The 15,411-nt window shown below is 33.7% G+C and carries 16 protein-coding genes; 5 read left to right on the forward strand and 11 right to left on the reverse strand.

The features are described from left to right. The first annotated feature begins 176 nt into the window (after positions 1-176). From MKY80_RS16455 to MKY80_RS16470, 4 genes are all read left to right on the forward strand, one after another. Complete coding sequence (locus MKY80_RS16455; protein ID WP_089987141.1) at positions 177-1,184, forward strand: hypothetical protein; 1,008 nt, start codon at positions 177-179, stop codon at positions 1,182-1,184. A 250-nt stretch (positions 1,185-1,434) separates the two neighbouring features. Further along, positions 1,435-2,556: a hypothetical protein gene (locus tag MKY80_RS16460; RefSeq protein ID WP_342530272.1), complete on the forward strand. Its 1,122-nt coding sequence runs from the start codon at positions 1,435-1,437 to the stop codon at positions 2,554-2,556. A gap of 168 nt (positions 2,557-2,724) precedes the next feature. After that, positions 2,725-4,221, forward strand: a complete 1,497-nt coding sequence (locus MKY80_RS16465) for a serine hydrolase domain-containing protein (protein ID WP_342530274.1) — start codon at positions 2,725-2,727, stop codon at positions 4,219-4,221. Positions 4,222-4,296: 75 nt separating this feature from the next. Further along, positions 4,297-4,776, forward strand: a complete 480-nt coding sequence (locus tag MKY80_RS16470) for a GyrI-like domain-containing protein (RefSeq protein ID WP_107922029.1) — start codon at positions 4,297-4,299, stop codon at positions 4,774-4,776. Between the two features lie 410 nt (positions 4,777-5,186). Here the strand turns inward: MKY80_RS16470 and MKY80_RS16475 are convergent, their stop codons facing one another. Together MKY80_RS16475 and MKY80_RS16480 are read right to left on the reverse strand one after the other, a co-directional pair. Then, entirely contained in the window at positions 5,187-5,504 is a 318-nt protein-coding gene (locus MKY80_RS16475) for a hypothetical protein (protein WP_008180809.1), read from the reverse strand. Positions 5,505-5,560: 56 nt separating this feature from the next. Beyond that, positions 5,561-6,022, reverse strand: a complete 462-nt coding sequence (locus tag MKY80_RS16480; RefSeq protein ID WP_342530277.1) for an NUDIX domain-containing protein — start codon at positions 6,020-6,022, stop codon at positions 5,561-5,563. A gap of 157 nt (positions 6,023-6,179) precedes the next feature. Here MKY80_RS16480 and MKY80_RS16485 point away from each other — a divergent pair, with 157 nt between their 5' ends. Continuing rightward, positions 6,180-6,644 carry a DinB family protein gene (locus MKY80_RS16485; protein ID WP_107922028.1) on the forward strand — a complete coding sequence of 155 codons (465 nt, stop codon included), beginning with the start codon at positions 6,180-6,182 and terminating at the stop codon, positions 6,642-6,644. Positions 6,645-6,787: 143 nt separating this feature from the next. Here MKY80_RS16485 and MKY80_RS16490 read toward each other — a convergent pair whose 3' ends face one another. The 9 genes from MKY80_RS16490 to MKY80_RS16530 all read right to left on the reverse strand — a co-directional run bounded on the left by MKY80_RS16490 (position 6,788) and on the right by MKY80_RS16530 (position 15,411). Next, entirely contained in the window at positions 6,788-7,303 is a 516-nt protein-coding gene (locus MKY80_RS16490) for a DinB family protein (RefSeq protein WP_342530280.1), read from the reverse strand. A 322-nt stretch (positions 7,304-7,625) separates the two neighbouring features. Beyond that, the gene (locus MKY80_RS16495; protein WP_342530282.1) at positions 7,626-9,578 is read right to left on the reverse strand and encodes an LTA synthase family protein; all 1,953 of its coding nucleotides are present in this window, start codon (positions 9,576-9,578) and stop codon (positions 7,626-7,628) included. 321 nt (positions 9,579-9,899) lie between these two features. After that, on the reverse strand, positions 9,900-10,643 hold the full coding sequence (locus MKY80_RS16500) for a LytTR family DNA-binding domain-containing protein (RefSeq protein WP_089987132.1): 744 nt from the start codon (positions 10,641-10,643) through the stop codon (positions 9,900-9,902). Between the two features lie 9 nt (positions 10,644-10,652). Further along, positions 10,653-11,954, reverse strand: a complete 1,302-nt coding sequence (locus tag MKY80_RS16505) for a GHKL domain-containing protein (protein WP_008179417.1) — start codon at positions 11,952-11,954, stop codon at positions 10,653-10,655. Between the two features lie 109 nt (positions 11,955-12,063). After that, positions 12,064-12,195 carry a cyclic lactone autoinducer peptide gene (locus MKY80_RS16510; protein ID WP_008179416.1) on the reverse strand — a complete coding sequence of 44 codons (132 nt, stop codon included), beginning with the start codon at positions 12,193-12,195 and terminating at the stop codon, positions 12,064-12,066. 15 nt (positions 12,196-12,210) lie between these two features. Beyond that, positions 12,211-12,801 carry an accessory gene regulator AgrB gene (locus tag MKY80_RS16515; protein ID WP_043990601.1) on the reverse strand — a complete coding sequence of 197 codons (591 nt, stop codon included), beginning with the start codon at positions 12,799-12,801 and terminating at the stop codon, positions 12,211-12,213. 158 nt (positions 12,802-12,959) lie between these two features. Further along, a complete protein-coding gene (locus MKY80_RS16520) occupies positions 12,960-13,787 on the reverse strand; it encodes an ABC transporter permease (RefSeq protein ID WP_342530287.1) in 828 nt (275 codons plus the stop codon). A 34-nt stretch (positions 13,788-13,821) separates the two neighbouring features. Then, positions 13,822-14,559 (reverse strand): SagB/ThcOx family dehydrogenase, encoded by a 738-nt coding sequence (locus MKY80_RS16525; protein WP_342530288.1) that lies wholly within the window; start codon positions 14,557-14,559, stop codon positions 13,822-13,824. Positions 14,560-14,577: 18 nt separating this feature from the next. Continuing rightward, positions 14,578-15,411: a thiopeptide-type bacteriocin biosynthesis protein gene (locus MKY80_RS16530; RefSeq protein ID WP_008179409.1), complete on the reverse strand. Its 834-nt coding sequence runs from the start codon at positions 15,409-15,411 to the stop codon at positions 14,578-14,580.

A 15,411-nucleotide genomic window follows, 5' to 3' on the forward strand; every position in this document is an offset into this window, starting at 1 on the left:
AACGTCAACATCTTTCCATGACAAAGTGCTCGCATTGAGGCGTGTTTTTAGCTTAATGATTAAATTCATGGGCTTTCCTCAGCCCTTTATATCCCCTTTTATTTATCCGAATCATTGAAATCTATAAAATAAGATATGGTATACTAGCTACTATGAAAAATTAGAAGGTGACATATATGCTAGAAGTTAATGAAAGTAAATTAGCACACTATAGTATCCATTTTTTGAGCGAGTCGACACTTCTTTTAGGAGAAGAGGAATTTACACAGCCGGAGCTCATGCTAGAGGCTGCCTTTACACAGCTTGCATTTAGTAAAATAGAGCTGGAGCAGCAATATGAATTTTTCCATGAAACAGATATAGAGCTGAATGAAGTTTTTGCCTATTCCCAAAAAATATTTGAGCAGGACAGTAGCTTTCTTGAACAATCTCAAAATATGGCGAAGCACTTACATAGTGTATCCCAGCACCCAAATATTAAAAGCGGAGAGCTATTTATTGGCTTGTTTGAAAATTGTTTTCTATTAAATGAGGTTAAAAAGGTCATTGCCATTGTTAAAATTGATGAAAAAGAAATGTTTTTAGATGTCAAAAATGACAATAATAAAATGATCATTCATGGTGTGGATGGCATTAATGTGAAAAAAATTAATAATATGGCGATCATCGTAGATATGGGACAAGAGCAACCCCCTGCTGTATTTATAAAGACGAAGCGAAAAGAGGATATTGTCTATTGGCAGGAACGATTTTTAAAAATTAAAGCAGCAGATGAGCATTACCATAAAACTGATTTAGCGCTTAATGAATGCAAGAAGTATATTTTAAAAGAAGAGAATTACTCGAACACAGAGAAGCTAGGCTTTTTAAATAAAACGTTAGATTATTTTAGAAATGAAGAGGAATTTCAAGTTGACCATTATATTGACACTGTATTTAAGCAAGCGGATGCTACCCAAAAGGATATCCTCGTCAATTCAGTCAAACCTTATGAAACCGTTATTTCTGACAGCGCACTAGAAAAAGCTGAAAAGAAATATAAACGCAAAATAAAGCTTGATTCCAATATTGAAATTCAAGTCAATATTCAGCATATCGATCAAATAGACGAGCTGATTGAAGTTGGCTATGATGAGGCAACAAATCGAAAATTTTATAAAATTTATTTCCAGGATGAAATATAAATAAGGGATGCCTTTCGAGAAGTTCACACACGATGGTTGTAGTGCTATCGCTTGACCGAGTAATGAGAATCAATGGCTTACCCTTATTTCATTATAAAAAAGGCATTCCCTTAAAAAGGGATGCCTTTTTTGCCTTAGAAACCACCACCATATTCTTTTTAAATTTTTCTTAAAGAAGATAAAACTTTTTCCTTTGGTAAAACGTCTAATAATTGGTAACAGAAGTTAACCTAAAGGAGAATGGATAAAAATGAAAAAACCTTTTAAGAAAACTTGGATTTTAGCTTCCGCATTAACACTAGGAATGGCCGTAATGACCCCGCTTCAAGCTGGTGCAACATCAGTGGATACAACTAAACAAGTCACTATACAAGTAGAACAAAAGATAAAAGGTACCATTAAGTACTTTGATGGCGATGGCCTTTCTATTAAAGGAGCTGACGGCAAAAATTATTTTATTGGCTTACACAAATTCTCTGACAAGCAAATCGAACAATTGAAGCTAGTAGAAGGACAGGAAATCGCTGTTGAAGGAAGTATTGTAGAAGATTACTCAGATTTCTATACTTTTGATGTGTATAAAAAAAGCTTACCTAAAGAAGTCACAAAAGAAGAATTAGTTCAATTAGAAAAGCTCTTCACTGACATGAAAAAAGCAGAAAAAGAAGAGAATTATGAAGAAATGGACCGAGTTTATGAGGCCATGAATAAAATTACAAGACCTTATGAATTGGCAAATTGGCAGCCTGAGCCTTTTGAAGAATTCATTAATGAAGCTGCTTTTGCTGAGCAAAACATCGTCATCAAAAAACAAGATAAAGAACAGCTTAAAGCACTTTATGATGATTGGGTAAAATTCACTAAAGAAGATAAATCAGATGAGGCACAAGAAAAAATAGATAAAATCTTTACTATTTTAGAGGCATACTTCCAAGAGCTATATCCTCCACTAACGTTTGAGCAGTATATGACTGATATGGATTTAGACATAACAAAAGAGGATCTCGTAAAGCTAAAGGCGATTTATGAGGAGGCTCAAAAAGCTGATAAAGATAAAAACGAAGAGCTTTCCATCAAGCTATGGGATCAATTCTACGAAGTCATTAATTCATATTATAAGCCAGTTTCCTTTGAAGAATATATGTCAGATATCGAATTTGACATTAGCGAATCGGATTACACAAAATTAAAACAGCTCTATGAGGAAGCAAATGCCTTAGATCAAAAAGGTGAAGATGAAAAGGCTGCTGCCCAATGGGAAGCCTTTTATAAAATTTTAGATCCCTATTATTTGGCAAATAGAGACATTCTGATTTCGGCATCGAAATTAATCATTCACGGGAATGACTTACTTCCAGAACAAACAAAATAATATTATTAGGGCTCTCCTATTTACTATAGGAGTAGCCCTTTTCTCTTATATGACAAAATTGTCATGTATTCTATGGAATAGTCATGTTAATCGATAGTTTGACCATAAATTGCTTGATATAGTAATCCTTGTTGTAACAAGCAATTTATATGTTAAGGAGAAATGAGCATGACATTATTTATTAAAAAATCTGTGATGATTGCTGTAATGCTAGTATTTTGTACGATGTTACCACAATTCGCACATGCAACATCCAAAGAAAAAATCCGTAAAATTGAACACTTTATTGAGGAACAACAAGCTCTTAGTAAAATCCCTGGCCTTTCAGTAATTATTGTTGATAAGGGGGTAACCGTTTATCAAAAAGGATTTGGGTATGCAGATACGAAGTCAAAGACACCCGTCACTTCAGATACTCTTTTTGAGCTAGGCTCGACATCTAAAGCCTTTACTGGCCTTGCCATTCTCCAATTGGAAAAAAAGGGAGTACTGAAACGTTCAGATGATATTCAAACATATATCCCATGGCTAACGTTAACCTATAATGGAAAAAAAGAAGTTATAACGATTCAGCAATTACTGTCGCATACAAGTGGGATTCCTTCTAATTCCATAGTTCAAATTCCAGAAAGCACTGACAAAAACGCCCTTGAACAAACGGTCAAAACATTACTACATCAAACATTAAATCGAAAACCAGGAAGCTCTTTTGAATATGCAACGATTAATTACGATGTGTTAGGACTACTCATTGAACAAGTATCCAAAATGCCCTATGATCAATACGTCAAACATAAAATTTTAGAACCTATCGGTATGTATGAATCGTTTGTAGGAATTCATCAAGTAGAATCCCCTCATATGGCTTCGGGTTATAAAATAGGGCTTATGAAAGAGCGACCTTTTACAGCCCCTATCTACCGAGGAAATATCCCTGCTGGCTATATCATCAGTAACGCAAATGATATTGCAAAATGGTTGAAATTACAGTTAGGCAATAGTGACATTTATTCGATTGACGCTAACACCATTAAAGAATCCCATACCCCTGACCACTCTGTAGAACCTTTTGATACAAATACTTTTTATGCTACTGGTTGGGCAGTGGTTGACAATGAAAACAAGCCCTACATTTACCATGCTGGAGAAAATCCGACGTTTACATCGTATTTCATGATGCAGCCTGATGAGCAAATAGGGGTTGCAATTTTAGCCAATATGAATACAAGCTCGACAACTGCTATCGGCCAAGGAATCATGGATTTGTGGGAAGGTAAAACAACAGCTCCCCAACATGCTAATAGCTATCAAAAGCTAGATAAAATCGTCACGATAATAAGTATCATTATAATAGGAATCTGTCTAATCCTTTGCTATCTTTTAATCAAAACGGCCACCAATATTTATAAAAAAAGACGCCAATTGACTAAGCTAACTAACAAGAAAATAATTTTATTAATGGTCCATTCATTACTCGTTGCCATCCTGATAACAGCGATTTTTATGGCACCAGAAGTATTACTTGGCGGTTTAAATTGGACCTTTATTAAGGTGTGGGCACCGACCTCTATATCGGTATTATTGGTTAGCATTATAATGGCTTGTATTCTATATTTAACATGGGGGATTATACTCATTATGACAAAAAGGAAAGTGCTAGATTAATTGTCTATGGAATATTTGACCATATACCAACAAGCTTTTGCTAGGATATTCTAAAGCAGAAAGGTTAGTGAGTAAATGTTATTAAAAGATGTTGAAAAGGTCCATAAACAAAGGATGAATTTCATAGGATTTTCTACTAAGGCCAGTCTAAACGAGGACATTCAATTAAACATTGTAAAAAATTTACGAGAACAAGTTTTAATTCAACTTCCTTTCATCAAAAATAGGATAGATAATAGCATTTTTCTTATCCAAGTATATGATGAAGAAGAATGGACACCTGACACCCCTTATACACATATCGTAGCAGTGGAAGTAAGTGATTTTTCATTTGTACCAAACGCTATGATTACACATACCATTCCTAACGGTGGATTTTTAGTATTTAAGCACCAAGGACCTGAGGAAAATATCGATAATACCTATATGGCTATGAATGATTGGTTGGAAGACCATAACTATGTAACCCCGCGACCATTTGATATCGAACAATGGGATGATCTAGCAGCTATGAACAATCATAATCATATTATTAAACTTTATATACCATTATAATCTCCTTAATCCCATGGATTAAATAAATAGCCAGTTACTCGAAAAGTCATGAGTAACTGGCTATTTTAAAATAATGAAACGCTACAAAAAATGAAACTAAATCCAATCTTGAACGTAAATTTATTTAATAAAAGTTATATGATTCGACTGAATTTTGGGAAACGGGGTTTGTTTTATGATTGAATGGTGGCAAAGTAAGAAAAGAAAAACGAGAAAAAGCAAAGAACATAATAAGTACTCCCTATTAGAATTACTTCTAGATGTGCTTTGTTGGATACCAGAGCTGATTTTATTGCCATTCAGATTAATTTTTTGGTTGTTTAGAGGTGTCGGTAGATTAATTGCAGATCTATCTTAATGTCGTGAACCACTATCAATGAAAATTAACGCTGAACATTCATAGCGCTTTGTTATTTTCCCCATGGCTGTTCACCATATCTTTTAAGCTTCACCACTTCACCATCGTTATTGATTAAACGATTATATACATAATTAATTTTATATTCATTATACTTTTCTAATTGTATTTTTTCGTAAAAGTTCTTTGATAAAATCAGCTCTCGGTCATCAATTAACAAATAATATTGGCCGTTCTTTTCGACAATATTTTGTTCTTCAAGTAGATAGGTGCTTTCAACTTGTACATGATTAATAGAATAAAAACCGGCTACAAATAAGCCTACAAATGCAAATAATAAAAATATCACAAATAGCCTAGTTTTACTCATGTCCTCACCCCATTAAACTTAGTTTTCATACGATACTTATAGTCATTACGTAAAACCTAGAGCAATTCAAATAATCCATCCGGAACTAAATTACATTTATTATTTGAAAAGTCACTAATGGGCTTCCACAGCAATTTAAAGCGTATGCCATTATCTTCTAGCCCCCAAAAAGAAGCTTTTTCATAAAAGGACATGTCAATAAATTCTGCTTCATGGACAAACACTATTTCATGCCCATTATCACCATTATATGTAAATATATTCTCGATTGTACCTACATGCTTTAAGTTAGTAATATTCGCTTCGATTTCTTCCAATATTTCTCGCCTTACCGCTTTCGAACTCGTTTCACCAAATTCAATTTTTCCGCCTATTGGTCGATAATAAAATGTCCCCTTTACTTCATCAAAGCCTTCACAGACAAGTATTGCATCTGCTTTTCTAAATACACAAATAGCTTTCACTATAATTTGCTCTTTATCCATTTTTTCCTCCAAATCCTTTTTTATCTGTGTCATAGGTGCATTTTTTATTATAACAATTCGCCTATCGTAATCTAAAGTCTTTTATGCGAATGTTTTGTACAGATATAGCTCGTATTGATGTATTGTTTTCAGGCCAGTCATTAACATGATAAACTAGTAAGAAGTATACTAGGAAGGAGATGGAACGTGAATGATGGATGCTAAGACTATTTTGTTAGATCAACTTCTAGCAAATGCAAATGATCGTAGCTGGTATATGTCATTTCATGAAGTAGTTGAAGGACTTTCTGAGGAAGTTGCATTTTGGAAACCCGATGAATCCAGTCATAGTATCGCTGAAATTGTCCAACATCTCATTTATTGGAATGAAACTTGGCAAATCAGATATAAGGAAAATCATGTCCAAGCCATTCCACAAGTTAAAAGCAATGATGATACCTTTCTTCTTAGAGATGAGGTCACTTTCTTGGAGCTAAAGGATAAATTGTTAAAAACGCTACTTCAGTGGCAGGAACTTCTTGAAGAGGAGCAACTACTATCTGATGTAAATGGTTTTCCAGTGAAGGCCGAATGGTGGGCTATCATCTCCAATGCCACCACTCATAATGCCTACCATATTGGACAATTAGCATATATTCGTAAGATGAAAAGATAGTATTTATTAGATTATATTTTGGCACCCATTCTGTAAAGAATACGGAACGAATTGCATAAAAATAAACCTCACCCTAAAGAGAGAGGTTTATCACTGATCTATTCAGCCATTCAAAGACAATTGCCTCTCATCTGAGTGGCTTTTTATTTTGGGTCTGCTTGAAGTGCATCTACCGAATCCACGAATGCTGAGGGAAGACCTCGTCTAATTAGGTTTGCAGAAACTGGCTTTTTCCCAATCTCCCTAGCCCAAATTGATAATTGTCCTATATGGTGAATTTCATGTGCAATAATATGGCGAACGATTTCACCCCATGTATGCGTCTCGATTGTTCCATCCTCTAATGGAAGATGAAGTAAACGCTCTTCCATACTAGCATCCCATTTGTTTACAAAGCTTGCTACTTCTAAATGAAACTCATCTGTTAATTTCCGAACTTTTTCAAGGCTTTTATAGTCATCAAAATTCTCCTGAAAATCATCTTTACCTTGTAGCACACGTATCCAACTCCACTCTACATCCACTATGTGGAAGAGTGTATGTAGTATATTACCCATACCACCTGTTCTATTTTCTAAAAGTTCTTCTTCACTCAACTCTTCACACCAACGGAACCAATCTTCTCTTACCACCCAATTATATTTAAACAATAATTGCAAAAAAATCCCCCTCTTGAAAATAAAATAATAGCCCTTTATTACTTCTTCATATATGAATAGTTTTCCTCCATTTTCTCACAATTTTCGCGTTATTATTGCTAATACTCGCTAGTTGCATTAAACTCACAGCATCTTTCCTACAAAAAAATAAAAAGCCTTACAACCGTAGTGGCTGTAAGGTTTACCTTAATTATTTTACTTCGTGCTGAATCATCAGGTATAAAAAAACAGGTCAAGCTAATGGTAAGGTATCCTGAGCACTCAAACATACTCTCCTTGATACCTTACTCATTTTCTTAACCTGCCTAGCAAAGGATTACCATTAATTCGATTCTACATCGTCTTCTTTGGAGTAATTATATTGAGATGGATCAACTGGCGTATACCCTGTTGGCTTATAGAATCTCAATAAGTCACCATTCACGACTTTATCAGATAGTTGCAATTTAAGATCTACTTCATTCTTAATTGTTTTCGCAGACTCTAATTGACTATCATCTAGTGGTAAACCTGTTTCATTATCATAAAATTTTTCATTCACTGAATAGATTTTTGGGCTGACAAAATCGCCATTTCTAAATGGCACAATTTCATGGTGCTCTTCTGACAATAGGTCAGATCCAAATTGAACAAATTGTTGCGTATCAATTCCTAGTAAATGTAATAACGTTGGAAGAAGGTCTGTTTGCCCACCATACGTATGGTTAGTACCACCCTCCATACCCGGAACATGGATGAATAATGGAACGCGTTGTAAATTAGCACTTTCATATGGTGTAATATCTTTTCCAATTACTTGACTCATGGCTGCGTTATGATTATCTGAAATACCATAATGGTCGCCATATAGAACAATCATCGAATGATCATATAAACCTGATTCTTTTAATTGTTGGAAAACTTGTTCGATTGCTTCATCTGCATAACGAGCAGTTTGGAAATAATTATCAACACTTGCATCGCCTGTATTTGCTTTATCGATTGTTACTAAGTCTTGATTCATTTTATATGGGTAGTGATTCCCAACCGTAATTAATTTTGTATAAAACGGTTGTGGTAAAGAACTTAAAAGATTTTGCGATTGTTCAAAGAATGGTTTATCTAATAATCCATACTCAGCCATGTCACCTGAAGTCCCCGTATTATAATAACTAGCATCATAGAATTTATCAAAACCAAAGGATTTATAAATCACGTTTCTGTTCCAGAAGCTTCCGTTATTGCCATGGAATACAGCCGATGTATAACCATAATCTTTTAAAATACTAGGAGCTGCCTGGTACGTATTTTGTGCTTTTGTAATATAAGCAGAACCTTGCGGTAACCCAAATAAAGAATTTTCTAGCATAAATTCTGCATCGGACGTTTTACCTTGTCCAGTTTGATGGAAGAAATTATCAAAATACAATGTATTTTTATCTTTTGCTAATGAGTTTAGAAATGGTGTAACTTCTTCACCGTTTAATTGATAGTCGATAAGAAAGTTTTGGAATGATTCTAAATGTAAATAGATCACGTTCATTCCTTTTGCTTTACCAAAATAATCAGCATTAGGCTTTGCGTAGTTGGCTTTAGTATAGTTAATCACTTCTGTAATATCACTACTATCCGCTAAAGCTCTTTGTGAAGATGCTTTCATCGTTTCTACTGTATCATAGATCGTATAGTTATACATTCCTAAATATTTCACAATATAGTTTCTATCAAAACCTCTTGTTAATAGCTGTGGACGATTAGCCTCAGCTAACCCTAAATTAAGAATTGAAATAGCTAATGCACATGTAATGATCGCCATTGCCTTTTTATAGCCAAAACGTTTTGTATCTTTTTGAATTCTTTTTGAGAATCGTAGGTAGAACATTACGAATACATCAACGAAGAACAAGATATCATATGGTTTTAATAAAGAAAGAACACTACCACCTAAATCACCAAAGTTCTGCGTTTGAGAAAGTGTTGGCAATGTAATGAAATCACTAAAAAATCGGTAATAAACAATATTAGCATACAAAAGAATGGACATCAGCGTGTACACTACAACAAGTGATGTATATTTTCGTTTTCCTCTAAAGATAAATGAAAATCCTAAAAATAGCATGGCTGAGCCAAGTGGATTTAATAGTAAAAGGAATTGTTGAATTACTCCTTCTACACCTAGGTCAAATTGTGTTTGTTGAGAGATGTATGTTTTAATCCATAACATTAAAACAGCTACTACATATATTCCAAAAAAGTTATTCAATAGGTCGTCTTTTTTACTTAATAAATTTCTCATTTCTTGCACCTACCTTGTACTTATTGAATTTAATCTTGATGTCTATTAACTTATATTATAAGTATTGCATTGCATTTAAAATAATGTTACGCCACGATAGCTTTTTTCGCGACCAATGTATAGTACTCCCCATTTAGACTTCTGTCAAGTTGTTAGGCATCATAATAGACAATTCGTATAATCATTACTAATTAACACAAATGTTGGCATAAAAATATCCGGTAAATGTTAGTTTATTAACTAGCATTTACCGGATATTTTAAGTAATGATTCTACCTTTTCTATTTCCGTTAAATTCATCCATTTTTAATAAACATACTTTTATTCGATAACATTCATTTCTAATTTTTTCTGTACAGCCTTAATCATTCGTGCCGACCCATAACAAATTTCTCCGTTTTTCATTAATATTTCTTTCTTTTTAAAATCCACTTCCTGAATATTGTCGATATTTACTACAAAGGAATTATGGCAACGAATGAAACTTTCATACTCTTTTTCTACGTCTTTCAGTTTCCCGTAAAACTCCACTTGACGATTATCCAAATGTAAAACAACTTTATGTAATGGAGAGGATTCAAAAAACATAATTTCATCAAAATTAACACTAATAATTTTATCTGCAATTCTTTGAACGAATTTTTTATTGGATGTCTTATTCGTCACTTGCTTTCTTTCATTTGTCACCTTTAAACAGCTAATAACCTTACTTTGTATTGAATCAACATCATCTTTAATAATAAAATCCATCGCTGCTACTTTATAAATGAAATTTAAATAAGTAAGTTCTGAGTGCGTTGTGACAAAAACAATATCGCCTATTGGATCCACTTTTCTGATTTCCGCGCCAAGTGTGATACCATTCATCTCATGATTCAGGTCAATATCAAGAAAATATAAACCAGATCGTTTACTCTCATTTATATAGTGTAATAATTCTTCTGGATCCGCGGTTGTTAGGACCAGTTGCATATCCAGATTTTCAATCATTATATAATTTGAAACATATTTGGCTATCTTCTCTCTTTGTTCCTTTTGATCTTCGCAGATAAAAACATCAATCATCTCAATCCCTCACTTTAAAATTACAATTTCCTGCTTAAAAAAACCATCCTCGATAACTGTATCCAACTGTGTCATATTTTCTTGATCAACCATCTTCTTCAGGCTGTTCAGCCCCAGCCCTCGATTTTCACCTTTTGTCGAGAATCCTTTTTCGAAATATTGAAAAAGTTTATGTCCGGTATCACTAAACGTATTCCAAACTACAAAGGACACGGATTGTTCGAGCTCAACAAACCCCACTCGTATGATACCCTTCTCCACCTCTTCAGCTGCTTCAATGGCATTGTCTAAAATAATTCCAATACAGCGGCACAATAGTACACTGTCCATATTCAAATAATGAATTTCGTTAGGGCATTCAAAAACCACATCTATCCCCTTTTCTTGTGCTGTAATCAGTTTGGAGGAAACCAAACCTTTTACTTCTGGAATTTTAATTTCAGACAATCCTCTCATTTTAAAATCATTATCACGAATCTCTTGACTGACACGCATAATATTATCATTAAAATAGCTCTCTAAAGCATTCATATCACGATTGTTAATATATTCGGACATAGAAGATAGGATATTGATGTAATCATGGCGAAAAGTTCGCATTTCATAATAGTTTTTTTCCAGCTGTTCCGTGTACATTTGTATACTGTTTAGCTCTATTTCCTTCTCCCTCATCTCTAACTGCTTTCTGAAGGTATATACTAGGAACGACAAACTGACAGCAAAAATGACGAAATAAATAAATAAGTACAGCGTATTCATCAATACTAGCGTATTTTGATTTCCTGTTAATCGTACATAAACAATCATTGTAAAATAAATTGTATATGTAAAAAGACCCAAGAAAGCTAAAATTCGTTTTGTAATCCTATCTTCTGCATCCTTCTCAAAAACTCTGAAAGTAATTTTTTTCCAAAGATTTATAAATATAATACCAATGATGAGTGTGATAAATTGATGTAGTAATACGGCTGAAAAAATGAGTTCGTTTGTTGCTGAGGAGATTGTATCAATATCTAAAACTTTTCCCAAAATGAAAGTTGTTATATGATCAATGAGGATCATACCAATCATTATTGTTGATGCGTAGTACAGTGCAGGTATCCACTTTAGATATGTATACTTAAACATACCAAGAACAAACGCAAATATTAAGAGCGAACCAAAAATATCTAGATACGGATATAGCCCGCCCATTATTAGACTAAACAGTATAACTGCAATAATATTTTCCTTTCGAATAAAACGTTTCCCTATGACAAAAGCTACTAAAATACACTGAATGGCGACTTGAACTATAGCTAATAGAATCACACGCTAATCCTCATCTCTCTATAGGAATCTAGTATGAATATTATACTATAGAAAACCAAATTAGCAAAATTTAGAATTTTTAGCGAAAACCTAGTATTTCACATATAATTTACTTTTTGAGTTCTTCTGGAATTGTTGGTTCAAATGAATACAATACACAGAAATTATGAACACTTAACCCGCCTACTGCAACAAACAGTTTTGTTAGACCTTCTGCAAACATATTTTGAATTTTCTTCATTTTCTTCTTCCTCCCTTATTTTTTCAATAATTTATATGTTAATGGAAGAATACAGCATACAGCTAGTAGACTTCCAAAAAATACTTGATTGATGACTAGTTGTGAGCTTGTACTAACCATTACTGCTACACAAATCGAATAGCCAATAATGGCTCTGTTTCTCAGTTTTACTCTCAACGCTTTATCATTAACACGGTTCTTTTCTGTATCTTGAGGGGCATATTTATAAAGACAGATATATACAGCTAGAATACCTATCCAAAACATCGATTCTGATATTGAAATATCTCGTATGATGATCGGTAGTATTCCGAAAAGGAAAATGCTTATCAACGTGCAGGTACTGCTTTTTTGAGCATGAATACCTCTAGCATAGACCCGTACTAATAAATAAGCACTGTGAAAAATAAATGTTAGCCAAACTGAATGCAGTAAAAATGCTGTCAAGTATACAGGAACGGCCTTCCCAAGATTAATGAGGCAGACTTCAATACCCAATTTACACTTCAATTCTTGAATTCTGGTCAGTTCTTGTCTTTCTTTTAATTTCCTAACCATATATTCTGCCAACACGTCTTCCCTAAATCCCTTTAGCAGTATTTCCATTTTTATCCCCTCCTTGTTTTTCTTTACAATAATAGTATATCTTGCTCTTCTATCATTTTTTTTAATATTTAGTAACTTACTACTCTGATTACATATATGCAAAAAAAAAAGAGGAAAATACACAGTTACGAGTATTTTCCTTACAATTATGAAATTTTTCATACGACAAACTCAACCAAATATTTGGGATACAGCGTAACCGCTTCACTATATCCTTGAAGATCCATTCGATTAATACAGACTTTGTTTCTAGTGGGGAAAAACTCATTTTGTCGCATTTTATTATATAAATTAAATAACTGAATAAATAGAATTCTTTCCAAGAAGAAACACATCAACAACTCTTCATGATGCATGATGGCTGCATTCAGCTCACCTTCTGTTGAAAACTTAGGAATTTCAAACTTCGTTGTATTGATTAATGGACCAATCTCTAAACTATTTTCCTGACAGCTCAATGCCAGTATATACTTTGCAAAAGATTCAACTTGATTGATTTCTGCGATTTTCTTTTGTGTTCCAATTAGCAAATCAATATTGTCCTGTGGGTTTTCATCATAGATCGTTTGTACAAACGGTGATTTTTCCAGAAACTCTTGAACATTTGGGAATTTATCTTCTAACATGACTTGAATGTTAAAGATTTTCCCTGTATCAATAATTTTTTCTGCAAAAATCAAGTACTCTACAATAGCTTCTGTAGAAATGAAATAAGGGGTAAAAAATTCTGTATAGCTTCTCACTAGATTCAATAGATCTCTGGATTTTTGTTTTTCATAGGAGATAAACAATGTAGGGTCCTTTTCCAAAAGCTGATTTCCAAGCTTATTTTCTGAGCAGTCCACTGTTTCATCGATTCCATGATAAATAATCTCTTTTAATCTATTAAACTCGATATCTTTAACTTTAAAGGCCATGACTGTTTCTAATGTTATACAATCCTGGATCATAAAGAAATCGTTCATTTTTTTTACTTGATATTTCAATTTTAAGCAATACATATTCAACCTCCACTCCTTTCTATCCTATAAGAAATGCATACAAGGATGTTTGGTTATCACTCAAAAGTTTTGATAACTCAATATCATAAAAACCGCCCAATGGTACACTTTCCAACCCTAAGTAATTCGCTACCAACTGAATATTTTGTCCAATATGTCCGGCCTCCTGTTGAACCAATTTATAGGAGATATCTGTATACTTTCCTGAGATTCCTGACATATCACAGCTCAAAGCAACTGCGAACTGAGCGGTATTTGCCAAATACTTTTGGATAAACGCTTTACTCATTTCATCCCACGGCACGTATTGTTTAACTAATAATTTTTGAGTATCACTATTCAGCAGCATAATATTCCCCTGCTCTATCAAATCAACGTCTACCAATTGCTCGTTGAATAAAAAATAAATATTAACATAGTACTGTGCCCCCCCAGAAGGGTATGTACGGTTTTCTTTTTCACCACCAATCATGGCCAATTGAGTAAATTGTGCCATTACCTTTTTATCGACTTTCACATTCGTCTTGAATGGTTCCCTTGCCGAATATCTCGTCCCTAAAGTTTTTTCAAATATATTATTATCGTCAATCGTATAATCTAAATCAATTAACGGATAATTGCCATTTTTCTGCAACTCTCTCGGTCTATGCGCATATACTTGAGTATTGGTAAATTCAGGTTCATTGATTGACATCATATGATAATCAATGAATTTTTTCTCTATATTCCTCTCTCCTTTAAAGTTCCACACATTCATTTCCTCCTTTTTAAGAAATCACCCAGCTTTAAGAAAAGCATCTGAAAAAATGAATTCATATTCCGGAGATACCCCTAATCGATTATTCAACATATGAAGATGAGAAATGACAATATAAAAGGCGTACTTTGGCTCCATTGTCGTTTGACATAACTTTATTTGAGCAAGCATAGATTTAAAAACCTTAAGATAGGGCTGATAGAATTCAATGGCAAGTTCTCCATTTTTCAATTGATCGATTCTGTTGTTAATCACTTTATATATTTGCTCTGGGGTCTTATTTTGAGAAAATTGAGTCCATATTTCACGATACGCATGAAACATTGTCTCATGCTTCTCAATATATCCTAATTCTTGAGCAATTTTTGTACAGTTATACATGAGGTCAATGGCTAACACATAACGCTGAGTTCGATTAAGCTTTTGAATAATTTGTCCAGCAAATTTTGAAGAGTGGACAAATAGTTCTTCAGACAACGCCATTGCTGCCTCCCCCCCATAACGGTTTAGCTCTGGTACATACTCGATCGCCTGAATTGAAAAGTTCGGATACGGAGCAGTTGGTACAATGCCTTCTGTCTGAATGATCGCCTCATCATAGGAAATAGCTTGAAATGAGTGACTACTATGCTTTAGATGAAAGCTCTCCAATAAGTGCTCCAATTCTTTTTCAATTTTTTCTGCTGCGTCTTGTGCTGTTTGGTATCTCAATCGGATATGGGGACCACCATCCCAATAACGAATGAAAAAATATCGAACTTTTTCTCTATCTAAATATGGCAACAAACACTCTTTTAAAAATTCTTCAATTAAGACATAATCATGAATGAATAAATGTTTAGATACCCACAT

Source organism: Lysinibacillus sp. FSL R5-0849 (assembly GCF_038595075.1).
Taxonomy (GTDB): domain Bacteria; phylum Bacillota; class Bacilli; order Bacillales_A; family Planococcaceae; genus Lysinibacillus; species Lysinibacillus fusiformis.